The 24,093-nt window shown below is 63.0% G+C and carries 22 protein-coding genes; 12 read left to right on the top strand and 10 right to left on the bottom strand.

The window, feature by feature from the left end; genetic code table 11:
- Positions 1-25 precede the first annotated feature (25 nt).
- The 6 genes from ACSHWJ_RS01335 to ACSHWJ_RS01310 all read right to left on the bottom strand — a co-directional run bounded on the left by ACSHWJ_RS01335 (position 26) and on the right by ACSHWJ_RS01310 (position 8,162).
- Positions 26-1,660: a tetratricopeptide repeat protein gene (locus tag ACSHWJ_RS01335; RefSeq protein WP_435920132.1), complete on the bottom strand. Its 1,635-nt coding sequence runs from the start codon at positions 1,658-1,660 to the stop codon at positions 26-28.
- 17 nt (positions 1,661-1,677) lie between these two features.
- Complete coding sequence (locus ACSHWJ_RS01330; protein ID WP_432539187.1) at positions 1,678-3,330, bottom strand: tetratricopeptide repeat protein; 1,653 nt, start codon at positions 3,328-3,330, stop codon at positions 1,678-1,680.
- A gap of 124 nt (positions 3,331-3,454) precedes the next feature.
- A complete protein-coding gene (locus ACSHWJ_RS01325; protein WP_432539186.1) occupies positions 3,455-4,153 on the bottom strand; it encodes a glycosyltransferase in 699 nt (232 codons plus the stop codon).
- 315 nt (positions 4,154-4,468) lie between these two features.
- The gene (locus ACSHWJ_RS01320) at positions 4,469-6,076 is read right to left on the bottom strand and encodes a methyltransferase domain-containing protein (RefSeq protein ID WP_218800085.1); all 1,608 of its coding nucleotides are present in this window, start codon (positions 6,074-6,076) and stop codon (positions 4,469-4,471) included.
- Positions 6,066-7,649, bottom strand: coding sequence for a tetratricopeptide repeat protein (locus ACSHWJ_RS01315; RefSeq protein ID WP_432539185.1), 1,584 nt, complete (start codon positions 7,647-7,649; stop codon positions 6,066-6,068). The genes ACSHWJ_RS01320 and ACSHWJ_RS01315 overlap by 11 nt, the downstream gene beginning before the upstream one ends.
- Positions 7,650-7,844: 195 nt before the next feature.
- Positions 7,845-8,162: a hypothetical protein gene (locus ACSHWJ_RS01310; RefSeq protein ID WP_041361053.1), complete on the bottom strand. Its 318-nt coding sequence runs from the start codon at positions 8,160-8,162 to the stop codon at positions 7,845-7,847.
- 269 nt (positions 8,163-8,431) lie between these two features.
- On the opposite strand from ACSHWJ_RS01310, the gene ACSHWJ_RS01305 reads away from it, so the two are divergent.
- On the top strand, positions 8,432-10,171 hold the full coding sequence (locus ACSHWJ_RS01305; protein ID WP_218800088.1) for a cation:proton antiporter: 1,740 nt from the start codon (positions 8,432-8,434) through the stop codon (positions 10,169-10,171).
- Positions 10,172-10,284: 113 nt separating this feature from the next.
- On the opposite strand, the gene ACSHWJ_RS01300 is transcribed toward ACSHWJ_RS01305, so the two are convergent.
- On the bottom strand, positions 10,285-11,550 hold the full coding sequence (locus ACSHWJ_RS01300; protein WP_432539184.1) for an MFS transporter: 1,266 nt from the start codon (positions 11,548-11,550) through the stop codon (positions 10,285-10,287).
- A 191-nt stretch (positions 11,551-11,741) separates the two neighbouring features.
- On the opposite strand from ACSHWJ_RS01300, the gene ACSHWJ_RS01295 reads away from it, so the two are divergent.
- From ACSHWJ_RS01295 to trmB, 11 genes are all read left to right on the top strand, one after another.
- Entirely contained in the window at positions 11,742-12,551 is an 810-nt protein-coding gene (locus tag ACSHWJ_RS01295; protein WP_432539183.1) for a 4'-phosphopantetheinyl transferase family protein, read from the top strand.
- 91 nt (positions 12,552-12,642) lie between these two features.
- On the top strand, positions 12,643-12,852 hold the full coding sequence (locus tag ACSHWJ_RS01290) for a cold-shock protein (protein WP_010960796.1): 210 nt from the start codon (positions 12,643-12,645) through the stop codon (positions 12,850-12,852).
- 222 nt (positions 12,853-13,074) lie between these two features.
- A complete protein-coding gene (locus ACSHWJ_RS01285; protein WP_041361058.1) occupies positions 13,075-13,407 on the top strand; it encodes a hypothetical protein in 333 nt (110 codons plus the stop codon).
- Positions 13,408-13,492: 85 nt separating this feature from the next.
- Positions 13,493-14,521 carry an AAA family ATPase gene (locus tag ACSHWJ_RS01280; RefSeq protein WP_010960798.1) on the top strand — a complete coding sequence of 343 codons (1,029 nt, stop codon included), beginning with the start codon at positions 13,493-13,495 and terminating at the stop codon, positions 14,519-14,521.
- Positions 14,518-15,357, top strand: a complete 840-nt coding sequence (locus ACSHWJ_RS01275; protein WP_010960799.1) for a DUF58 domain-containing protein — start codon at positions 14,518-14,520, stop codon at positions 15,355-15,357. Before ACSHWJ_RS01280 ends, ACSHWJ_RS01275 begins: the two co-directional genes overlap by 4 nt.
- A gap of 11 nt (positions 15,358-15,368) precedes the next feature.
- A complete protein-coding gene (locus ACSHWJ_RS01270) occupies positions 15,369-16,259 on the top strand; it encodes a hypothetical protein (protein WP_218797744.1) in 891 nt (296 codons plus the stop codon).
- On the top strand, positions 16,256-17,233 hold the full coding sequence (locus ACSHWJ_RS01265) for a vWA domain-containing protein (protein ID WP_017365676.1): 978 nt from the start codon (positions 16,256-16,258) through the stop codon (positions 17,231-17,233). The genes ACSHWJ_RS01270 and ACSHWJ_RS01265 overlap by 4 nt, the downstream gene beginning before the upstream one ends.
- On the top strand, positions 17,227-17,781 hold the full coding sequence (locus ACSHWJ_RS01260) for a hypothetical protein (protein ID WP_017365677.1): 555 nt from the start codon (positions 17,227-17,229) through the stop codon (positions 17,779-17,781). Before ACSHWJ_RS01265 ends, ACSHWJ_RS01260 begins: the two co-directional genes overlap by 7 nt.
- Complete coding sequence (locus tag ACSHWJ_RS01255; protein ID WP_017365678.1) at positions 17,778-18,704, top strand: vWA domain-containing protein; 927 nt, start codon at positions 17,778-17,780, stop codon at positions 18,702-18,704. The genes ACSHWJ_RS01260 and ACSHWJ_RS01255 overlap by 4 nt, the downstream gene beginning before the upstream one ends.
- Entirely contained in the window at positions 18,691-18,906 is a 216-nt protein-coding gene (locus ACSHWJ_RS01250; protein ID WP_017365679.1) for a DUF2905 family protein, read from the top strand. The genes ACSHWJ_RS01255 and ACSHWJ_RS01250 overlap by 14 nt, the downstream gene beginning before the upstream one ends.
- A gap of 60 nt (positions 18,907-18,966) precedes the next feature.
- Positions 18,967-19,659, top strand: coding sequence for a tRNA (guanosine(46)-N7)-methyltransferase TrmB (trmB, locus tag ACSHWJ_RS01245; RefSeq protein ID WP_218797745.1), 693 nt, complete (start codon positions 18,967-18,969; stop codon positions 19,657-19,659).
- Here trmB and ACSHWJ_RS01240 read toward each other — a convergent pair.
- The 3 genes from ACSHWJ_RS01240 to proC form a co-directional block, all read right to left on the bottom strand.
- Positions 19,644-22,541 (bottom strand): EAL domain-containing protein, encoded by a 2,898-nt coding sequence (locus ACSHWJ_RS01240; RefSeq protein WP_017365681.1) that lies wholly within the window; start codon positions 22,539-22,541, stop codon positions 19,644-19,646. The two genes, trmB and ACSHWJ_RS01240, sit on opposite strands and share 16 nt — an antisense overlap.
- A 134-nt stretch (positions 22,542-22,675) precedes the next feature.
- Positions 22,676-23,254, bottom strand: coding sequence for a YggT family protein (locus tag ACSHWJ_RS01235; RefSeq protein WP_010960806.1), 579 nt, complete (start codon positions 23,252-23,254; stop codon positions 22,676-22,678).
- Between the two features lie 3 nt (positions 23,255-23,257).
- Positions 23,258-24,082 (bottom strand): pyrroline-5-carboxylate reductase, encoded by an 825-nt coding sequence (gene proC, locus ACSHWJ_RS01230; protein ID WP_017365682.1) that lies wholly within the window; start codon positions 24,080-24,082, stop codon positions 23,258-23,260.
- Positions 24,083-24,093 lie beyond the last annotated feature (11 nt).

Below are 24,093 nucleotides of genomic sequence, written 5' to 3'. Positions count from 1 at the left end.
TCGCGTTGCCGGAAGGGCGGAGCGTTCATCCGAGGTCATGATCCACTCGACGGGCGACGGTACCCAGTTTCCATGCGATATCACGCAGCACGGGTGCCCAGTCGCCCGCGCGGGGCTGACGGAACAGCCGCACCGAGGGGTACCACGGCATGGTCTCTCCCGAGGCGAGATACCGCCATTCCGGCACCCGGGGAACCAGTACCCAGGCTGGACGTCCCAAGGCTCCGGTCAAATGAACGATCGACGTGCACACCGTGATGATTTTGTCCAGCGCCATGACCAAAGCAGCGGTTTCATCATAGTCGTCGATGGCTTCCTGCCAATGATGGATAACGATTCCGTGCCGTTCCTCCAAAGCCTGCAATTCCTGACGACAGTCGGTGTATTGCAGGCTCACGAAATGCCTACCCTCGGCCGCCAGGATCGGATGCCACTCCTGGAGGGGAATCGAACGTGCCTCCCGCCGGGTTTTTCCCTGGCCCCCGCGCCAGGAGATGCCGATTTTCAACCCCGGCCCCAGTGCGGCGAGTCGTTCTTTCCAAAATGTCACGCGCTTCGGATCGGCCACGAGATAACCCCGATGATTGGGAAAAGCGGCCTCCTCGGCGCGAAACATACCGGGAAGATCCCCTATCGCCGTCTGGAAATCGATGGTCGCCCCATTGGCGAGACCATCGACACCGGTTTGTGCTTTCGACCCGCCGATGACCGTTACTTCCGGAAACGAACGCCGAAACAGGCTTTCCAAACGGACGTTACATTCCAGAACTATTTTCGCCCCGGTTTTCTCCTGCAAATCCCTGAGGCAGGATGCAAACATGATTTCATCCCCCAACCCTTGCTCGCCGTAAACCAGTAAGGTTTTTCCGGTACACGGCTGGCCGTCCCAGTTCGGAAACGGGAAAGAGCGGCTCTGCGTGCCACGGTAACGCCAGCGGAGGTGATACTCCCGCCATCCCTCGCCGAAGCGCCGGTTCTTCAGGAGCACGATGGAACGGTGAAACCTGACTTCTTCACGAAACGGTTCTGCCAGCATGGATTCGAAACCCGCGAGGGCTTCATCGACCTTGCCCGCATCCGCCTTGGCCTGATAAAGATTGAAGCGCGCCTCGGTCAGACAGGGATTCAATTGCAGTGCCCGCATGAAGCAGTCCAATGCTTTGTCGACATCGCCTTTTCCATAATGCCACTGCAGCCCCAAATTGTTATGCGCCGAAGCATCCAGAGGATTCAGCGCAATCACTTCCTCCCAGGTGCAAATCGCCAGATCGGTTTCATCCAAATCGTCATAGATCAATGCAAGCTGGGCCAAAAAGTCCACCGATCCGGAATGACGATCCTTGGCTTCCCTGAGGAGAGCGAGGGCTTCTGACCTATTTCCGAGAGTGACGCAATTTCTGGCCAGCTTATGCAGAATTTCAGAGGAATCCGGGGAGCAGCGTAAGGCCATCCGTAAACAGTAATCCGCCTCGACCGGATCATTTGTGCGTTGATAGATGTCACCCAACGCGGCATACGCGGAGGAGTATTCAGGATCGTGGTCTATGGCTCGTTCAAGCCATCTCAGCGCGGAATCAATATCGTTTGCGGCCAGTTCCGCCATCCCGTGCTGAAAACATATTTCCGCCTCACTCTGAACCTCGTCCAATACGGATACCATCGTCGAGCCACCCTATGTCAGATAAATTCACGGGGTGATGATACGGTCGTCATACATGCGAGTTCATTACCTACTTCGGCCATGACCGGTTCCCAATAAAGTGGCTTCACCTGCCGGAACAAGCGGGCTGCCGGGTACCAGGGCATGCGTGATCCCTCGCGCCCGTACCGCCAGCCCGGCGAACTCGGTACCAGAACCCACACCGGTACTCCCAGGGCGCCGGCCAGATGGACGACCGCCGTACAGACGCTGACGACCAGATCCAGGCTGGCGACCAAAGCGGCCGTCTCCTCGAAATCGCTTCCTATCTGGCGCCAGGAATGAATCCGAATGCCATAGCGTGAGTGGAGCGAATCCAGTTCGGACCGGCAATCGGTATACTGTAGGCTTACGAAATGCGCCTCCCTCAGCCGTAATATCGGCAACCAGATTTCCAGGGGTATCGACCGTAAATACGCATTGGTTCTGCTGGTCCCGCCTCGCCATGACAAGCCGATTTTCAACCCCGGCCCCAGTGCGGCGAGTCGTTCTTTCCAGCGTCCGACACGCCGTGGATCGGCCGTCAGATAGCCGGAATGGAAGGGAAACTCGCAAACTTCGTTGCGGAAAAACCGGGGAAGGCTGCCCAGGGGTATTTGCAGGTCGATGGGGTGGAATGCTTCCAGCCAGGTGTCCGGATTTTTGAACCTTTTACCGGCAAATTCGGCCTGTGGAAAAGAACGCCGATACAGAGTTTCGAGTCGGGGATCGCATTCGATCACGCAGCGGCCGCCTCTTGCAAACAGATCCGGAAAGCAGCCGGCCAACATGATTTCATCGCCGATTCCCTGTTCGGCGCAGACCAGCAGGTTTTTTCCGGCAAGGTCCTCCCCTTTCCATTCGGGGAACGGGAAACGATCGCGTGGAAACTCCGGAGCCAGACGCCTGTATTCCTGTTCCTCCCAGCCTTCACGGAAACGCCCGACCGAAAGCAGCAGGTGGGCTTTGGTCAGATGGATGTCGCCGCACTGCGGCTCCATCTCCAGTGCCTGATCGAAGGCTGCGATCGCATCGTCGAACTTGCCGAAGTCCTGCAGCACGACACCGATATTGGTCTGGGCCAACGCAAACCCCGGCTTCAGCGACAAAGCCCGTTCGAGTATCTCCAGCGCTTCCGCGGGCCTGCCCAAGTCTCTCAGCAGCAGCCCGCAATTATGCATGGCCTCGGCGAAATCCGGTTTCAGTTCCAAAGCGCGCCGAAAACATGTCAAAGCGTCCCCGAGGTCGCCTTTGCGCTGCAAGGCGATCCCCAGATTGCACCAGGCGTAGGCATGGGCGTCGTCCCTGGCCAGGACCGAACGGAAACATGTCTCCGCTCGTGCGCAGTCGTCCAGGTCCAGCCAGACGATCCCGATGCGGTTGAGGGTTTTCGCGTCGAGGCCGGGCGAGTGTTCGGCCCGCTCCAGACATTCCGAGGCTTCCGCCAGACGCCTTTGAGCGAGCCTGATCCTGGCGAGATGGAGACGGGTCAGGGCCGCATCAGGCTGCAGTTCCAGAGCTTTCCGGCAGCATCTTTCGGCAAGGGCCAGATCGCCCGCCGTCAAAGCTTGCTCGATCTGCTGATGAAGCCGATCGATCCCCGCCTCACCGGAGGCGACGGATTCCGCATCATCGGAACTGCGACGAACCATTCCGGACGGCGGGGCTTCGTCGGCCTCCGTTTCCCGCAAAACGCCCGCTCTGCCCGGAGAGCAGAGGTTTTTGAGTAGCCGCAGCAACATTGGGGGAGTCCCGCGCCGGACCGAGAGCCAGCCGTCAGCGGGCCTGTCTCTGGTCGACCCGTAACATGCCGGCGAGTTCGGCCCGCCACTCTTCGGAATATTCGCAGTCGCGGTACTCCTCGAAATAGGGGCCGCCGATGGTGTAATGCGCGAGTGATACTTCGGGCGAGGGGGTGTCGTATCCCACCAGATGATTCCAGCGATGAGGTATCTCACCGATCAAGGCCTCGTCATCCAGCCACTTGAACTGATGTAGTTCAAGGCCGGATGCGGTATTCACGTAATCCGGCGTCAAGGCTTTGCATTTTGCGTTGTCGAAAAGCATGACACTGGACCAGTTCTTCTTCTCGTAGCGGATTTGTGCCGCGTCCAGGAATTTGATTTCTTCGGCTGGAACGTGGTCATGTTTGACCACCTGTACCGCATAGCGCTCATCCCGCAGGTCCCAGAGCTTTGCGATGTCGTCGAGGACGAGCATGTCGCAGTCCAGGAAAACGGACCAGCCGGAAAATCCCGACAGATACGGGACCAAGAATCGGCTGAAAGAAAAATCCGTCGACTGGAGCGGATTGCGCTCCCGCCGGTAGACCTGGCCGAGCTGGCTCAGCATCAAAGGCGTGATGGAGACCGGCCGGGACGCCCGAACGTGGATGCTGTGGGCCAGCACACTGAAAGCCAGCGCTTCGCGCGGATCGTAACCGATGAATATTCGAATGGGGGATATTTTTTGCATGGGCTTTTTTCAGAATTCCGTCTTTCTCTTTACCAAAGGGGCCGAAGCCGATGATTTTGCTTCCACTCAGCCCGACGCACGGCATTGCCAAGAGTCAAGAGACCGATACCCTGTATCTGCTCCCCTCGCCTCATCAGTCGGAGGGTAGAGGCCGTTCAATCGAGGACAACCCGCCGTTCCGACGGGGAATGCCGGAATCCAGAAGCCGGTGGGCGACACCCGTACCCTCCCTCGTGCCCTGCATAGTGACCTAAGCATACAGCATCATATATTTCAATGCCTTAACATCACTTTATAGACGTCCGGCGGCTGATATCAAGGGCGGTGTGGCTTCATGCCAACAACCCTCATATCCCGGGGTTCTCTCAATTTGAATCGGGCGGGCTCCTGACGCACGTCGACCAACCCGGCTTGACGCATGATTTCCGCAAGACTCTCGGGCGTATAACCCCAGCGGTGAACCATCAGCGGATCACGCCAGGAAGGATCGCCGTAAAGCGCCCACATCGACCGCTGGCATTCCATCCCGTCCCCTTTCGCGGCATCGGGATTCCGGAGAATTTCCCGACACGCCGCGATCAAATTCGGACACTCCAGAATCATCCTTCCGCCGGGTTTCAGAACCCTGACCCATTCCCGCAGCACACCCTGTACCTCCCATCGCCAAAAATGCTCGATGACGTGAACGGAAAGAATCTCGTCCACCAAATCGCCATCGAACGGCAAGGCGTGAAGATCGCAGATGATGTCCGGCGCCTTCCCGGCCCGGCGGGAGGCGACGTCGACGTTCAGATGGCCGGGAAGTATTTTGTCCCCACAGCCGAGATTCAAACGCAGCGGATCGGCATCAGCCGTGACTCGTTCGCGAACCGTGCCGGCGCCGGCTTCGACGATGAGATCCAGCCAGCGGGCCCCTATGTGCTCCGGAGTCAGATTATCTTTTATGAATGCCTGGGCCTGTGCCACCTGGTTCGGCACCATGTCCGGATGCGTCAATGCCCATCTGATGCCCGTCACCAAATCTTCGCTGATCCAGGCCCAGTCGATGAAATCCTGGTAGGCCGGCAGCGGATGGGCAACGACGTATTTCCCGGCCCAAAGCGCTTCGGTCAGTCTGTTGTGACTCTTGACGGATTCCCGCATGCCTGCGGGATCGCCGGGGATGATGACCAGGTCGCAGCGTTCCAGGGCGCCTTCCACAACCCGGGGCGACCACTCGGAGAACAGGATGCGGAAGTCCTTCCTGGCCGCCGTCGCATGCGTCGACAACCAACCCTCCAAACCGGTGTTTCTGGCGGTGACGATGTCCAGCTCCAGCGGGTATTGCTGCGCCAATGCCGAGAGTGAAGGAATCACCGCCAGCAGAGCCGGTATGTTGGACGGATGCCCAAACCACAACAGGCGTACGGTTTCTCGAGCGCCCGCAAACAGGCGCACGCGTCGCCGCCCGATGGCTCTCATGGCGGAAGGCGCCTTTCGCTGCCCTTCGACCGGATCGGGGACGACGGCCGCGATCAGACCGGTGTGCTGCAGAACCGCCTTGCCCATCGCCTCGGTCGGTACGATCACCCGGTCTGCCAGCGCCGCCATCGTCTGGTAGTGGGTGCCGAATTCGGGATGAATGAAATGATTGTCACTGACGTCGAACAGGACCTTCGCGCCGTTCGCCCGGGCGAACGAAGCGGCCTGCTCGTTGGTCGGGTTGAAGCTCTTGGAAAATATGACGACCTCGGCATCCAGCGAATCCCGCGGATAGGCATCCCAGTTCACCTCCGGGCCGACACCGTGAAACTCCACCGTATGTCCCTGGCTTTGGATGTACCTGCCCGGCAAGAGCATGCGATAGCGCGCGCTGGCCACGTCCGAGGTGATTGCGCCGTTCTCGGTACGGAGACTGGCGAAGGTGATCCAGCTAATTTTCATCGCGACAGGCGAGCAGTTCATTTCTCACGCGAAGAACGACCTCGTCCCAGGCAAAAGGTGCTGTCTGCCTGAAGACGCGGCAAGTGGGGTACCAAGGCATCGTGCCTTCACCCGTCGTCCCGTACCGCCATTCCGGACCCAAGGGCGCCATGACCCACACCGGCCGCCCCAGCGCACCGCCCAGATGCACCGCCGCCGTACAGACGCTGATGACCAGATCGAGCGCCCCCAACAGCGCGGCCGTTTCATCGTAATCGGCAATGGCCGCAGGAAAATGGTGGAGGATCGATCCGTGGACCGACCCGAGCCTTGCGATCTCGTCCCGGCATTCGCCGTACTGCAGACTGACGAAATGCGCACCGGGAACTTCGAATAGCGGCGCCAGCGTCTCCAAGGGCATGGAACGATAGCTCTGGCGGGTCTGACGGGTCCCGCCCCTCCAGCTGATACCGATCTTCAAGCCGGGGCCGAGCGCTGCCAGCGACCGGCGCCAATATGACACACGTGCTTCGTCCGCCTTCAGATAGCCGGCGTGTTGCGGAAAATCCTCCAGTCGCCGGCGGAAATGCAGAGGCAGGCTGCCGACCGGGATGCAGCAATCGATCGGCGGCAGATGTGACAGCCGGCCCGGCTCGTCATGTTGGCTGCCGCCATGCACGGCGGCGGTCGGGAATGAACGTCGGAACATCGGCGCCAGTCTTTCGTGGCATTCGATCACGCAATGGCCGGACCGGGCGATGAGGTCGGGCAGACAGGAGGCGAACATGATTTCATCGCCCAGGCCCTGTTCGGCGTAGACCAAAATGGTTTTTCCGCTCAGGTCCGTTCCGTCCCAGCGTGGAAACCGGAAATTCCGCCTGGGGTACTCCTCGCCGAGCAGGCGGAGTTCGTAACCGGTCCACCCTTCCTCGAAATCGTGGACCAGCAGCTTGGCGAGTGACCGGTGGAAACGCACCGCGCGGTTTTCCGGCTCCAGCTGCAGGGCCTTGTCATAGCTGGCGAGCGCTTCGTCGATGCGGCCCAGGTCCTGCAAGGCGATGCCGTGATTGCCGTGCAGTTCCGCATGGTTCATTCCCAGCGCTACCGCCCGGTCGAAATGGGCGATGGCCAGATCGGGCCGGAAGCGGTGCTTGAGGTACATGAATCCCACTGCGGCCTGCGCTTCGGCGTCGTCTGGCGCGGTATCGGCCCAATGCTCCAGGAGCTCCGCGGCACCATCCGGCCAATCGAGCTTCGCCTGGATACCTACCCAATGCCGCAGCGCCAGACCAAAACGGGGGTTCAGGTCCAACGCCCGCCGGAAGCTCTCGGACGCCTCCGTCAGTTGGGAGCGCTTTTGCTGGCAGAGTCCTAAGTTACACCACGCCAAGACACTGGTCTCGTCCACGGCAAGCGCTCGTCGATAGGCCGACTCGGCCTCCTCCGGCTTATCCGACGTCAGCTGGACATTGCCGAGGTCGATCCAGGCTTCCGTGAAATCGGGTTTGAGCCGCACCGCCTTGGCCAGATTCCGGCCAGCGGTCGCCAACTCGCCACGCATGCCCTGCAAGCGTCCGAGGCCATGGAGAGCCACCGGCGATTCCGGGTTTTGCCGAAGGAGGGAAACCCAAACGGCTTCGGCATTTTCCGCATCGCCTGATGCCAACCGTGCGTCTATTTCTTCCCAAGCGGCGGGAGAAATCTCGCGTCCACGCTTGCCGCGGTCCGCCCATACCCTGGCGGCCCGTTTGAGGACCTGAGCGAGCATGCGTTTTCGGACTTACGGAAGTTATTTTCTACTGAGATGGACGATCAGTCCTTCGGTCGCCACCTCGATGAATTCCTTGCTGTAGCCGAGCTCTTTCAATTCCCAGCGGAACGTGTTGCCGAATTTGGCTTTCCTGTACATACCCAGGGCCTTTTCCTGGTTGAACCGTTTGGCCTTCGCATAGGCATCTTCGAGGATTTTGGTGAGCCGGTTGGCGGAAATCTTCTTCTCCGGGGCGGTGTCCATGGATGGCGGGTAGCGTTTGGCGATGTCCTGCGCCAGCGTTTTGGCGAACAGGTCGACTTCTTCATTGGCGGAGAACCAGGAGAACAGGCCCATGTCGTTGCATTCCTCGACTGTATTTGGAATTTTTGATCAATGCGCTGTGAAGCATTTGCGGCGGGAGAAAACTAGCAGATTTGCAGCGTTCCGCAAGGGAGCACGCCCCGCGCGCGCCCACCGGACGCACACGGACATACCCTTCCCGGCGCCAGGAAACGCCGTCTAATTTCGGTGTCAACGACTTGACGAAAACGTCCTGCGGCCCAACAGTTCCCTTCGAGGGCGCGAAAGAACGCCCGACCGCTTTCCTACCCGATGCCCGGAACATGGCCGAACACCTATACCCCGGATTTTTCAGCGAACTCCTGGTACTGCTCTTGGCGTCCCTCGCCAGCGTATTGCTGTTTCAGCGTCTGCGCCTGCCCGACATCCTGGCCTATCTGTTCGCCGGCGGTCTGGTGGGGCCGTTCGGCTTCGGCATGGTGACCAACGATGCCAACATCCATTTCCTGTCCGAGCTGGGCCTGGTGTTCCTGATGTTCGAACTGGGGCTGGAGTTCTCGGTCCGCCAGTTGCTGCACCTCAGCCGCGCGGTATTCGGCCTGGGTTCCCTGCAGATGCTGCTCACTCTGTCGGTTTTCGCATCGGCGCTTTTCTTCGCTCTGCACTGGCCCATCGGTGCCACGCTGGTGGTCGCTGGCTCCCTGGCACTGTCTTCGACGGCTCTGGTCGTCCGCGAGCTGCGCTCGCTCAAGCTCATCAACCGCCATCATGCCCAGCTCGCGGTGGGCGTGCTGATCTTTCAGGATCTGGCCGCGCTGCTCGGCCTGATCCTGGTACCCGCCCTGGCCGGAAACGGCGAGCGCGCCCTGCACGAACAACTGCTCCACGTCGCGGAAAAGGGCGGCATTCTGGTCGTGATACTGACAGGTGCCGGCAAATGGCTGCTGCCGAGCATCTTTCACGAGGTCGCCCGGAGCCGCTCGGAGGAAATCTTCGTCCTGACGGTGCTCGTCATCATCCTGCTGTCGGCCTGGCTGACGCAGGCTTTCGGTCTGTCGATGGCGCTCGGCGCGTTCCTCACCGGGGTGATGCTCGGGGAAGGCGAATTCCGCCATCAGGTGGAAGTGGACATCCGCCCATTCAAGGACATCCTGATGGGCGTGTTTTTCGCCAGCGTCGGCATGCAGATCGATTTCGGCCTGCTGGTAGAGGAAGGCCGCATCGTTCTGCTCGGCATCGTCCTGCTGATCCTGGCCAAGTCGGTGGTGATCACCCTCGCCGCCCGGCTCATGGGCGAATCAGCGACGACGGGGAGCAAGACCGGCATCATACTTGCCCAGGCCAGCGAATTCGGGCTGGCCCTGATCACCTTGGGAGCGCAACTCGGCGTGCTCGCCCCACGGATCGCGTCGCTGGCGTTGGCCATCGTCGTCGGCAGCCTGATCCTCGCGCCCTGGCTGATCCGCTACAACTTCGAAATCAGCCAGTGGGTCGGCCGTCTGGTGGGCCAGAAAGTGTCGGGCCGGGATCGCGAGATGAGTCGGATTCCGCCCCATCTGTCCGATCACATCATCCTCGCGGGCTACGGACGGGTCGGCCAGATGATCGCCAAGTTTCTCAAGAACAACGGCATTCCCTTCATCGCCTTGGACCCCGACGGCAACCGGATCAAGGAAGGCCGCGCCGCCGGCGATCCGGTGATTTACGGCTCCTGCGCCCGGATCGACCTGCTGCGGCGCTGCCACATGGAACGTGCCCGCCTCGCCATCCTCACGTTCAAGTCGCTGAGCGAGGCGCGCCGGATCATCACCCAGATACGCCGCCAGGGCTATACCTTGCCGATCGTGGTCCGCACCCAGAACGAAGCGGACCATGCCGAACTGATCGCGGCCGGCGCCGACTATGTCATCCCGGAAATGCTGGAATCGAGTCTGGTGATCGCAGCCGAAGTCCTGAGCCTGCTGGGTTATTCCAAGACCGTGGTGCAACCGCAGATCGACGCCGAAAGGGCGCTGCATGCGCAGATCAAAGAATCCGCCGCGCCGGATCCCGGGGAGGGATAGCCACGGCCTTGGGTAAACGCCGGGATCGAGCCGATTCTTGCGTGAGGCGAACCTGGCCCCATGCGGTGCGATCTGCCAGATCAGGAAATGGCCGGCGGCGTGCCGGACACGGCTTAGCGGGGCATGTGAAAATGGAACTCGCGCACGAATGCGACGAGCGTGATCAGTGACACCGTGGCCGTTGCCGCGATCCAGTAGGCAGGCGTGAGCGGGTTGCCGGTCCGGTCGATCAGCCACGCCGCGATCAGCGGTGTGCTGCCGCCGAAGCACCCCACCGCCGCATTGTAGGCAAAGGCCAGACCGGTGCAGCGTACCTCCGCCGGCACCAGCTCGACGTTGGTGGCGACGATGCCGCCGCTGATCAAACCGATGGTCAGTGCAAAGCCGGCTTCGCCCAGAAAGATGGTGGGAGGGCCGGCGGTGTGGATCAGATGAAACAAGGGAATCGCGCCCAGGGCGAGCAGGCCGAAGCCGGCGACCAGCACCGGCTTGCGGCCGAACCGGTCGGACGCCCAGGCTGCGGCGGGCAGCAGGACCAGAAGCAGAGCCATCGCCCAGGTGTTCAGATTGAAAACCGTCGCGTCCGGCAGATGGTCGATGTTCTTGATGTAGCTCACGGCATAGATGAAAGCGGCGTAGAAGCCCACGCCGAAACCGAGGTTCAGCAGCGCAACCCGCAGCATTGCCCCTTTGTGCCTGGCGAACACGGCCCGGACCGGGCTGGCGTGTTCCGCATTCGGAAGTTCCGGCTCCAGCCCCTGGCGGAGCCAATAACCCGTTAGCGCCACCAGCCCCCCGGCCAGGAACGGCAAACGCCAGCCCCAGTTCAGGACTTGTTCTTCACTCAGGACATGGGTCAGCAGATCACCTGCACCCGATCCCAGCAGTATGCCCGCAGATGCGCCCCAACTTCCCCACACTGCGGTGAAGGCCCGACGTTCGCCCGGCGCATTCTCCACCAGAAACACGAGGGAGTTGGTAAATTCCCCGCCGACGGACAAGCCCTGAACGATGCGGAGCAGGACGATGGCAACCGGGGCGGCGATACCGGCGGAAGCATGGGTCGGCAGGAACGCCATGAGCACCGTGGGCACGGCCATTGCCATGACCGACCAGGTGAGTGCCTGCTGCCGCCCCAGGCGGTCTCCGATCCGGCCGAATAGCAATCCGCCGACCGGCCTGACGATGAAGCCAGCGGCGAACGCTCCGAACGAGGCGATCAGCGAAGCCGCGGGATCATCCGCCGGAAAAAACAGCTTGCCGATCACAACGGCGAAATAGCCGTAAACGGCAAAGTCGTACCACTCCATCACGTTGCCGATCAGTCCGGCGAGGATGATGCGGTCGTGACGGCGACGCAACGGGGGTGCAGATGTCATGGGGATGGTGGAATCCTTGTCGGGGAGGGGTTTGGAGCGGGCTATCCTCCGGAATTGTGTGGCCGGAGACAAGCTCGCCATCCGCTTCCACCGGAAATACAATTCACCTCCGAATGCCGGATTCCTCATCTGCAATCCCTTTGGAACCGAGAAGCTTACCCACGCCCAGCAGTACCGAATCCGATGCTCCCGTGCCTTCGCTCGCGGCACTCCAGGCCGGCCAGGTTCATGTCTGGCATGGGGATCTGAGCCGCCTGTCCGCCCTGGCGCAGAACTGGCTTTGCGAGGAAGAAACCCTCCGCGCGGCCCGCTTCGGTATGGCCGCGGCGCGGTTCCAGTTCGTGACCGGGCGCAGGCTGCTGCGGGGCGTGCTCGGCCATTATCTCAACCGCGAACCGGCCTCGCTCGGCTTCGTGACCGGCCCCCATGGCAAACCGGCACTACGTGGCGAAGGCGTCGAATCCGGGCTTCAGTTCAACCTCAGCCACTCCGGCGGCGCGATCGCGCTGGCGCTGGCCTGGCAATCCCCGGTCGGGATCGACGTCGAGGCATGGCGCTCCCTGGCTCGTCTCGATGGGCTGGCCCGGCGTTGTCTGGCACCGAGCGAACGGAGGGAGCTCGACGGCCTGGATGACGACGCGGCGACGCGCGCTTTCTTCCGCTTCTGGGTGCGCAAGGAAGCATTGGGCAAGGCCACGGGAGAGGGCGTGACGCTCGGCCTTCAGCACTGCGTGTCCAGCCTCGAAGGCCCGCCGCGCTGGCTCGGAATTCCGTCGCGATTGGGGGACGTCGGAGGCTGGTCGCTCGCCGAATTCCCGGTACGGGATGGATTCGCGGGGGCGGTCACGGTACACGCGGCGAATGCCCGGTTCTACTGGGGAGGAATGGGATTCGACGGCGAAAATCTGGAGTTTGAAAACCTCATATCGCTTCTGTATGCTACGCCGGACTGCGTATTGGGAAACGCGGCAGCGGATTCATCGCGGTACCCTTCCCGGTAAAGCCACTTGTGCCATCGATCTCCTGCTACCAGTTCGCCCGGTCGCCGTCGGCAGCGGCATAGTTCGATCCACACTGACAGAGATGAGAGAGATGAGTCAAGTTCAGCAGGGCACCGTCAAATGGTTCAATGAGACAAAAGGATACGGCTTCATCCAGCGTGAGAGTGGCGCCGATCTGTTCGTCCATTTCCGCTCCATCCTGGGCGAGGGTTTCAAGACCTTGAAGGAAGGACAGCGAGTCAGCTTCGTGGAAGTCCAGGGCGCGAAAGGTCCGCAGGCGGATCAGGTCAGCGTCATCTGATTTCCCGCTCCCGGATGCTTCCGGAGAAACAGGCCCTGCGGGGCCTGTTTTTTTAACCCCCTTCCGGCCGTCGGTTTCCAAGCTTGGACGCCAAGCTGTGCTAGAATGCCGCACATTTTGAGGTTGTGTCCCGCTCCCGGCGTGCCGCCATCCCGATCCGCACCCGGCGACCGGACCGAGATCCAGACTTCGATTAGAAAAATCCCGGGAAGGGCAAAACACATGAAAATCAACCTGATATTGGCCTATGTATTCAAGTTCGTCACCTTCGTGTTCTTCAGCTTCATCATTTTGGTCTATGCCGGCCTGCTGATCCTGCTGCCGCTGGACATCATGTTCCAGGTCATCCGCATCTTCGCGGGCATCGGATTTCCCACGGTCATCGCCGCTCTGGTCGGCATGGGCGCCCTGGGCTATGTCGGCTACAAGGTCTACCTCGCGCCTGCCCTGTACAAGCTGGTGTTCGACGTCGGCTACCAGTTGATCGAATTCACCCGCCTGCAGTTGAGGCGTTTCGATGACCTCATCGCCGCCGAACAGGGCGGCAAGGGCTGAGCGCCGCGGGTCGGCCCGACGTCCCCCGATGCCCGGCGGCGCCGGGCATCGCTCGTTTTGAGACCCCGCACTTTCGATATTGGCCATGTCCGCTGACCTGAAACAATCCCGACTCGCCGACTGGCGCCAGCGCGCGCTGGCTTTCGAGCGCGAAGTCGGCAAGGCCGTGATCGGGCTGGAACGCCCCATCCGTCATATCCTGATCGCCGTCTTCGCCCGCGGCCATGTGATGCTCGAAGGCGATGTGGGGGTCGGCAAGACCACCCTGCTGAGGGCCGTGGCCCGCTGCCTGGGCGGCGCCTACGAACGGGTCGAAGGCACCATCGACCTGATGCCGAATGACCTGGTCTACCACACCTACATCAACGAGCTCGGCAAGCCGCAGGTCGAACCCGGCCCCGTCCTCAAGCACGGCGAGGAACTCTCCGTCTTCTTCTTCAACGAGGTCAACCGCGCCCGCCCGCAGGTGCATTCGCTGTTGCTGCGGATCATGGCCGAGCATGCCGTCAGCGCTTTCAACCGCGAGCATTTCTTTCCCTACCTGCAAGTCTTCGCCGACCGCAACCGGGTGGAGAAAGAGGAAACCTTCGAGATTCCCTCGGCGGCACGTGACCGCTTCATGATGGAACTGCACGTCGAGACGCCGGCCGACCCCGCGTTGCGACGCGCCCTGATGTTCGACCCGAAATTCCACGACGTCGACCGCCTGCTCGATACCTTGACTCCGGGCATCCTGCCCTACCGTGAAATCCCGCAGATCGCGCCCGTCATCCAGCAATCGGTCACGGCCAGCGAGACCCTGCAGCAGTATGCGCTGGACCTGTGGGAGGCCACACGCCGCCCGGCCGACTACGGCGTGAAACTAGAGGGCATCGACATGGACCGGCTGATCCTGGCCGGAGCCAGCGCCCGCGGTGTGAGCATGATGATGCGCGCCGCCCGGGTCGCCGCCTGGCTGGACGGGCGCGATTACCTCGTTCCGGAGGACATCCATGATGTGTTCCGCGAGACCATCGGCCACCGTGTATTCTTCAATCCGGTGTACGAGCTGCGGCGGACGGCGCTGATCGATGAACTCCTGCACGCCATCCGGCAAAAGGTCGCGGCGCCGTGATCCCGGAGTTCCACTACCGGGTCCGCTGGCGTGCCGCCGGCGCGCATCCCGGCCGCCATGCCAGCCACCGGACCGGCGGCGGCTACGAATTCGCAGGACACCAGCCGTTTGCGGCCTTCCCCGACCCGCGCAACATCGATTCCCATGCCACCCTGAACGATCCCTTTGGGCAACTCATGGTGAAGACTTTCCGCCAGCGCAGCGCCATCCCCGTGTTCGTGCTCGCCGACCTGTCGGCTTCGATGGGTTACGCCGACAAGGTGCAGGTCCTGGCCGAATTCACCTCGGCCGCGGCTTATTCCGCCTACCGCAGTGGCGATCCTTTCGGCCTCATCGTCTGCGGGGAGACCATCCGCTGGGATGTCAGCCTCCCGCTGCGCTGGCACAAGGGCGGTCTGCCCGCCGACACGGCCGCAAATCTCGCCCGGATCCGCCCGGATGCCCGCAGCGCTGCGGCCCTGGAAGCCGCCGTGCCCCATCTCGGACGCGGCAGGGCCCTGGTGCTGCTGGTGTCCGACTTTCATCTGGATGATGCCTTCCTGGAGTCGCTGTTCGACGCACTGCGTCCGCACGACGTGGTACCGGTCGCCGTGTGGAGCCGGGCCGAATACGACGCGCTCCCCGACTGGGGCCTGATCCATCTGCGCGATCCCGAAACCGGCCAGCGACGGCGATTGTTCATGCGCCCGGCCCTCAAGCGCCGATTCCGGGACGTGTTCCAGGCGCGGCGGGAGCGTCTGCGGGAGCTGGCTGTCCGCCACGGCGCCCGCGAACCCTTCCTGCTCGAAGACCGCCTCGACGCCGACGCACTGACCCGGTATTTCTACGAAACCTGAAAGGCGGCCTCATGCGCAAGTTCACCCTGCCGCTCGCCAGTATGCTCGCCATCGTGGCGGCTGCCGCCTGGCTGACGAGTATGAGCGACCGGGCCGTGCCGGCGAGGCTGGAGAGCCAAGACGGTCACACCGTCACCCATACGATGGGCGATCTGATCGTGCGCGATGTCGTGGTCTCCGTCCATGGCGGCCGAATCGACCCCGCCTCGCTCCCCGCTCCCGGTCCGATCAACGAATGGGCGGAGATTCGCAAGGTCGAAACCGACTCGGCCGGCGAACGGACACGGGTCCGCATCACCTATCAGGTCTTCCATGGCGTGCGCGGGCCGGAAACCGCCGAGCTGCCGCCTCTGCGGCTGCGTTTCTCGGGCACCGGCGGTTCGCCCGACGTCGAAGTGCCGCCGCTGCCGGTCAGCTTCATGCCGCTGATCCCTCCGGGCATCCCCGACGAGAAAGTGATGATCCGGACCACGCGGCCGGCCGAACCCCGGCCGTTTGCGCCTTACGGGCCGTGGCTGGGTCTCGGCCTGGCTCTGGGCGCGGGGGCCGGCTTTTACCTGCTGTGGCTGCGCGGTCTCCTGCCGATACTCGCCGGGCCGCTGCCGTTCCGCCGCGCCAGCCGCGAATTGCGGCGACTGGCGAATCAGCCTTTGGCGGGCCGGCCGGCCTGCCTCATCCTGCACCGCGCGTTGAACGAGACCGCCGGCGAAGCGGTGTTCGGTGACGACCTGGAGGCTTTCCTCGCTCGCCATCCGGAATTCATCGGTCTTCGCGGGCTGCTGAGCGAATTTTTCGCCGCATCCCGACGGCTGTTCTTTGCGGAAGACTCCGATGACGGAGTCTACCCGCTTTGCCTGAAGCTCGCGCACCTCGCCCAGCGACTGGAAAGGCGGCGGTCATGAGCTTCGGATTCGTCTCCCCCTGGTGGCTGCTGCTCGGCGCCGGTGCTCTGCTACCCTGGTTGCGTCCGGGCCAGCCGGCGGTCGATTATTCCAGCCTGGCCATGATGCCGGAAGACCGGTTGTCCGTTGCCATCGACCGTGGACTGCGCGCCCTCACCTCGCTGGCGTTGGCGGCACTCGCCGCCGGCATCGCTGGCCCTTACGCTCTGGAGCAATGGGAGGAGCGGCTGGGCACCGGCGCCCACATCGTCCTGCTCATGGATCGCAGCAGCAGCATGAACGAGAACTTTTCGGGACGGTACCTCGGCGGTACCGCCGGGGAGTCCAAGAACGCCGTCGCCCGCCGGCTGCTCGCGGACTTCGTCCGCCGGCGCGGCGACGATCTGTTCGCCATGGTGGCCTTCAGCGCCGCACCGCGCTACGTGATGCCTCTGACCCAGGACCGCGAGGCGGTGCTGGCCGCCATAGACAGCGTTGGCGACCGCGGCCACGGCATCACGAACATTGCGCCGGGTCTGGCCATGGCATTGGATTTTTTCAATGGCCGGCCTGCGACCGGCGCCCGTATCATTCTGCTGGTCTCCGATGGCGCCACCCGTATCGAGGAGGAATCGCAGGACATGATCCGGCAATGGTTCCAGGACAGCCAGTCGCGCCTGTACTGGATCTATCTCCGCAGCACGAACAGCGCTCCGCTGGACCGGCCACCCACGGGAGCCAGCGACGACGCATCGCCCGAATACCTGCTGCACCGATACTTCCAGAGTCTGGGAGTGCCCTACACAGCCTACGAGGCGACGAATCCGCGGGCAGTGGAAGAAGCCATCGCCGATATCGGACGGCTGGCCAACCAGCCTCTGCGCTATCTCGAGAAAGTCCCGCGCAAGGACCTGTCCGGATGGTGCTACGGCTGCGCCCTGATCCTGCTCCTGCCGCTCCTCGCCGCCAAATCCCTGGAGGTGCACGCATGGTGACGCAGGCCAGACTGCGCGAAAACGCGGCCTTGGGGCTGCTCGTCCTCGGCCTGGGACTGGCCGGATGGGCTGGCTGCCACCTGGTCGTCGTGGCACGGGAAAATGCCGCCATCGCGGATCCGCGGAGCCTGGAGCTGGACGAGGATACGGCACCGGAACTGATCCTGGCCAAGGCGCAGGCGTTGGACCTCGGCGGCGACTACCGGGAAGCGTTGCGGCTCTACCATACGCTCCGGAACGACCCCTCCCCCGCCTTCCGGCAACGGGTCCACTACAACATGGGCACGATCTACTTGCGGGAGGCGGCCGGCCTGTGGAACTCGCACGGTGTGCTGGAATATGCGCGCGTCAACGCTCTGGTGACGCTCGCCAAGGAAAATCTCAAAGAGGCCCTGCGGCTGAAACCGGACGACCAGGATGCACGTTTCAATCTCGAGTACGCCTTCCGCATCACGCCGCCGCCCAAGGAAAAGGAAAAAGCCAACTGGCAGGGCACCAAGTCCTCCGTGTTCTCGACCCTGCCCGGCATCCCCGGGGGGGGGCCATGAAGGCGCGTGTCGGCCGGCCCTTCGCGGGGCTGGCGGCCGCCGCGGTCCTCACCCTGCTGGCATGGGCTGATCCCCGGATTCCGCTGGAACGGCCGGTGTTCCGCTACCTGTTCGTGCTCGACATCACCCAGAGCATGAACGCCCGTGACTATCATCTCGAAGGGCTGCCAGCCGACCGGCTGGGCTTCGCCAAGGCCGCCATCCGCCGCGCCATCACCGATTTGCCTTGCGGCTCGCAAGCCGGTCTCGGCCTGTTCACGACCCAGAACGTGGAACTGCTGTTCGAGCCGCTGGAAGTCTGCCGCCACGCCGGGGTGATCGAAGACGTGCTGGAGCACGTCGACTGGCGCATGGCCTGGGCCGCCGACAGCTTCATCGCCCAGGGGCTCAACGCCGCGCTGCGCATCGTCAAGAAACGCGATCCGGCGCCGCGCCTGGTGTTCCTCAGCGATGGCCAGCAGACGCCGGAGGACCCGGTCAGACCGGAGCTCAAGATCAAGCCGGGTGAAGTCCAAGGGCTCATCGTCGGCGTCGGCGACGTCAAGCCGGTGCCGATACCGCGGCTCGACCGGGAAAACCGGCCGCTGGGATTCTGGGAAAAGGCCGACATCCTGGCCCCGGTGACCACCACCGCCTATCTGGACGCTTCCGCCGATACCAGCCATCGGCGCGGAAACGACGGCAGTCTGTACCTGTCCTGGCTGCACGAGACGGAACTCAGGGATTTCGCCGACACCGCCGGCTTGGGCTACCTGCGGCTCGACACGCCGGAAGGGCTGAGCCTGGCTCTGCGCGATCCCGCGCTGGGCGAACTGCGCGTCGTACCCACGGGCATCGGCTGGACGCTCGCACTCATCGCCTGGCTGCTGGTAATCTGGCCACATCTCGTTCCTGACCCGAGGGCCCGCCATGTCTCTGGCTAAGCTGCTGATCGTCGTCGGACTCGGTATCGCCGCCCTGGGCGCGCTGCTGCATCTCGCGCCCGGCCTGCTCGGCTGGTTCGGTCGGCTGCCCGGCGATATCCGGCTGGGCGACGAAAACCGCTACGTTTTCATCCCGATCACCTCCATGATCGTGATCAGCCTCATCATCAGCCTGATATTGAACCTGTTCTTCCGCCGCTGAACACCTCCGCCGGGGGAACGCGGGCTGAATCCACTCCCTCGGCGCTCCCCCGCCACGACCATGACCGATACGCTGAACGCCGACCCGCCCCGCCGCATCCGCAGCTTCGTGCTCCGGCAAGGCCGCATCACCGCCTCGCAGAAGAATGCCCTGGAAAACCTGTGGCCGCGCTATGGCCTGGATCCGGAAGCGGCGTTCGACCCTGCGGCCGTATTCGGCCGACGGGCGCCGCTCACCCTGGAAATCGGCTTCGGCAACGGCGAAAGCCTGGCAGCGATGGCCCAGAGCCTGCCGGCAGAGGACTTCATCGGCGCGGAAGTCCATCCTCCCGGCATCGGCCATCTGCTGATCGAGCTGGAGCGGCGGGGACTGGACAACGTCCGGGTGTTCCGGGTCGATGCCGTCGAACTGTTGGAGAATTGCATCCCCGAAGGCGCCCTGGCGCGGATCCTGGTGTTCTTTCCCGATCCCTGGCACAAGCAGCGGCACAAGAAACGCCGCCTCGTCTCGCCGGCATTCGCCCGGCTGGCCGCCTCCCGCCTGGCGCCGGGAGGCGTGTTCCATGCCGCCACCGACTGGGAGGATTATGCGATGCAGATGCTGGAGGTATTGAACGGCTGCGAGACGCTGGTAAACCAGGCGCCGGACGGGCGCTTCAGCGAACGCCCCGCTTACCGCACGCCGACCAAGTTCGAACAGCGCGGTCAGCGCCTGGGACACGGCGTGTGGGATCTGGTCTACCGGCGATCCTGAACCGCGCCCTCCCGGGACAACCAACCGGCGATCTCATCCGCCGGCACCGGCCGGCTGAAGTAGAACCCCTGTACCTCGTCGCACCCGGCCCGTTCGAGGAATTCGAGTTGCTCCGCAGTCTCCACGCCCTCGGCGACCACCTTCAAGTGCAGCTGCTTGGCCAGGGCAATGATGGCCCGAGTGATCGCGGCATGGTCTTCCCTGCGGGTCACGTCACGAATGAACGACTGGTCGATCTTCAGCTTGTCGACCGGAAAACGGTTGAGGTATCCGAGCGAACTGTAGCCGGTGCCGAAATCGTCGATGGAAAAGCGTGTGCCGCGCTCCTTCAGTTTCCGCAGCATGTCGGACATCCGTCCGACGTCGCGCATGACCGCCGTCTCGGTCAGCTCCAGTTCGAGGAGTCCCGGCGCCAGTCTGCAGCCGGACAGCAACGCTTCCACCTGTTCCGGGAAATCGTCCTTCTGCAATTGCAGCGGTGACAGGTTGACCGCGACGGGAACGATGCACAGACCTGCGGCCTGCCATTCGCGCTGCTGGCGGCAGGCCTCCTCCAGAACCCATCGACCGATCCGATGGATGATGCCGGTCTCTTCGGCCAACGGGATGAAGCGTAGCGGCGGCACCCAGCCCACCTCCGGATGCCGCCAGCGGATCAACGCTTCCAGCCCGATCAGCCGGCGGGAGCAGACCTCGATCTGTGGCTGATAATAAAGCCGGAACTCCCCGTTCGACAGGGCCTGGTGCAAGGCATTTTCCAGGGCCAGCCGCTCGGTGGCCACGGCGCTCATTTCCGCTGAGAAAAACTGGTAGGTGTTGCGGCCCAAAGACTTCGCGTGGTACATCGCCGCGTCGGCGCTCTTGATCAGGCTCTCGGAGTCGCCGGCGTCGTGGGGATAGAGACTGATCCCTAAGCTCGGCGTCACGATCAGTGTCCGGCCACCGACGACGGCAGGTTTCGCTATGGCCGAGATCATCGCGTTCGCGACCCGCGCCGCCCGAACGGCATCGGAGTCTGCCAGGATGACGACGAATTCGTCACCCCCCTGGCGAGCCACGAAGTCACCCTGTCCGGTACAGTCCTGGATTCGCTCAGCTACCTGGCACAGAAGCTCGTCGCCCACGCTGTGCCCCAGCGAATCGTTGATGGTCTTGAAACGGTCCAGATCGAGCACGACCAGGGCGATCTGCCTCCGGTCCCGTGCCGCAGCTTCGATGAGCTGGTCCAGCCGCGCCTGGAAATAGGCCCGGTTCGGCAGGCCCGTGAGATCGTCATGGTAGGAGAGATAGCGGATCTGCGCTTCGGCCCGCTTGAACTCGCTGATGTCGGTGAAGATGCTGACATAGTGGGTCGTGCTGCCATCGGGGCCTTTGACCGCCGATACCGACTGCCATGCGGGGAAAATGTGACCGTCCCGGTGGCGGTTCCAGATCTCGCCGCTCCAATGCCCTTCGGTCTCGAGCGCCTGCCAGAACCGCCGGTAGAAAGCGCCGTCATGACGCCCGGACTGGAGCATTCTGGGCGTGCGTCCGACCACTTCCCCGGCACTGTAGCCGGTGATGGTTTCGAAAGCAGGATTGACCTGCAGGATCCGGGCCCGGGCGTCGGTGATCAGCACCGCATCGCGGGTATGCTGGAAGGCGGTTTCGATCAGGCGCAGCTGCGCCGTGGCCTTCTGCCTGTCGGTCACGTCGACCAGAGAGAACAGCAGGTATTCGACCTCGCCTTTGCCGTCGAGAACCGGCACCAGGTTCCAGTCCCAGTAGGTGACGCCCCGTTCCGGCTGGTCCGGAAATGTGAAAGGGCGCGCAACCGCTTCGAACGGCTGGCGGGTGCGCACGACCTCCTCGAAGATGAACCGGGCATCCGAAGGGTATAGCTCGAAATGGTTGCGGCCTTCGAACTCGGCGACATCCCGGCGGCAGGCCCGCGCATAGGCCGGATTGACACGGATGAAATTGAACTGGGGATCCAGAACGACGAGGCACGAGACACTGTATTGGAAGACCATTTCCACCAATTTGAGCCGCTCCTGCAACGTCGCTTTCAGCCGTTCCATTTCCGTGATGTCACGAATGATCGCGGATACGCCGGTCAGGCGGTTTTCGGCGTCGAAAAGCGGCGAAACCGTCAGCGATATCGGGAAATCGCGGCCGTCCTTGTGCAGACCCCGGCTCTCGAAACGGACGACCTCGTGCTCATCGATGACTCGCCGCAATATCTGCCCCGGTTCGCCCTGCTTTGCGAGCGGTGGCAGAACGGTGACCGGCTGCCCTATGATTTCCTCTGCCGCATAGCCCCACATCCGTTCCGCGCCTTTGTTCCAGGTACGGATTCTGCCTTGGAGATCGCTGACGATGACGGTGTCACCGGTCGATTCCACGATGGCAGCGAGTCGGTGAAGTTTCTCTTCGGTTTCATGAAAGGATGTGACGTCCCATACCGTCCCCACCGATCGCAAGGGCCGCCCATCTTCGCTGTAAAAGGTTTGGCAACGCTCGCGGACGTGTTTGACGCGGCCGTCTGGCATGAGCAGCCGATGGACGATTTCATAGGACCCTCTGTCGGCGATCGAGCGGCGGTAGGCCGCGTCTACCCTCTCCCTGTCGTCGGGATGCACGAGGGCGAGGAAGGCTTCGTAGGACGCCTCGAACCGTTCGGGATCGATCTCGAAAATCCGGAACACCTGGTCCGACCATTCCAGCCGGCCTTGCACCAGATCGAGTTCCCAACTGCCGAGATTGGCCACCTGCTGCGCTTCGCGCAGATGGAACGCGCTCCGTCGCAGCGCCGCTTCGGCCCGCTTGGGCTTCAGCAGCAACCCGTAGGCCAGCGCGATCGGAACGAAAGCAACACCCAAAGCAAGGATCAGGTAGTCCATATGCCGCCGCCATTTTCATGCCCGCCCCGCGCCGTCTGCCCCGGCGCGCCCCCGGACACCCAGTTTTCATGCCGGCCTCTTCCGGGAAAGAGGCGTCCTTCATGGCGGCCGGCACGGGGCCGGCCGTTGCCGCCTCAGTTCAAAAGCGCCGCCAAATGCTGGAGCGGCGGGAGGATCAACATCCGGGCCAACTGGATGCCGATCAGCGGCAGGAGGGGCGAGAAATCCAGCCCGCCTGCCGGCGGCAGCAGGCGGCGGCTGAGGCGCAGCAGTGGCTCGGTCAGGCTGGTGAGCAGCGAGGCGGCCGGATGGTAGGGCATCCGCCCGAACCAGCTCAGCAGGGCACGAGCGATGATGCAGAAGAAAAAGATGTTGAATACCAGATCGAGCAGATCGTGAACCGACCATACCGCCAGGGCCGCAACCGATACCGCGGCGGCGCCCTGCAGCAGGAATACCAGATAGCTCGCCACCGTTTGCAACACCAGCATCAGCACCAGCGAGGCGGTGTCGATCCGTCCCATCGCCGGAATGAAACGTCGCAGCAGCCGAAGCGGCGGATGGGTCACCTTGACCAGAAATTGCGATATGGGGTTGTAATAATCCGCCCCGGTCCATTGCAGCAGGAAGCGCAGGAGTACGGCGAAGATATACAGGCCGAACAGTGTTTCCACCAGAAACACCGCGGGATTGACGAGATAGCCCAGGTCCATCGCTCAAGCCCCCAGTTCCCGCGCCAATTCGACCGCTCTGGCATGAGCCGCCGCCACGGCATCTCTCACGATCTCATGCAGCCCCCGCTCCTCGAACACGCCGATCGCCCGCTCGGTCGTTCCCTTGGGAGAGGTCACCCTCTGCCGCAGCTGGGCCGGACCTTCTTCGGACTCGATGGCGATGCGGGCGGCTCCGAGCGCTGTCTGCTGCACCAAGAGGCGTGCGGTCTCGGGATCGAGCCCCAGGCTGGCGGCGGCGTTTTCCATCGCTTCCATCAGCAGGAAAAAGTAGGCCGGTCCGCTGCCGGAAATCGCCGTGACGGCGTCCAGCGCTTCCTCCCGCTCGACCCAGACGGTCACACCGACGGCGCGCAGGATGCTTTCGGCCTCGCTACGTTGGGCTGAGGTCGTCTTGCCGTTCGCATGCAGCGCGGTGGCGGAACTCTTGACCAGAGCCGGGGTGTTCGGCATGCAGCGGACGAGGGCCTGGTCGCCGCCGAGCCAGCGGTCGAGGGAGGACTCTGCGACACCGGCCGCGACCGACAGGATCAGCGGCCGGGTTTCCGCAACGATGTCGGCCAGCCCCTCCGCCACTTCCCGCAGAATCTGCGGCTTCACGGCCAAGATCAGGATTTCCGCCAGTCTCGCCACCTGCCGGTTGTCCCCGCTCACGTTGACTCCGAACTTCAGAGAAAGCGCGTCCAGCTTCGCCTCATCCACGTCCGACACCCAAATGGTCCGGGCCGGATAACCGTCGGCCACCAGCCCTCCCACCAGGCTCGAGGCCATGTTGCCTGCCCCGATGAACCCCAAGGTCTTATGCTTCATTTCCCCTTTTC

The organism is Methylococcus sp. S1M, from assembly GCF_051295855.1.
GTDB classification, from domain to species: Bacteria; Pseudomonadota; Gammaproteobacteria; order Methylococcales; family Methylococcaceae; genus Methylococcus; species Methylococcus capsulatus.
Note: the sequence above shows the minus strand (reverse complement) of the source record. Positions and strands in the feature narration are given on the sequence as shown.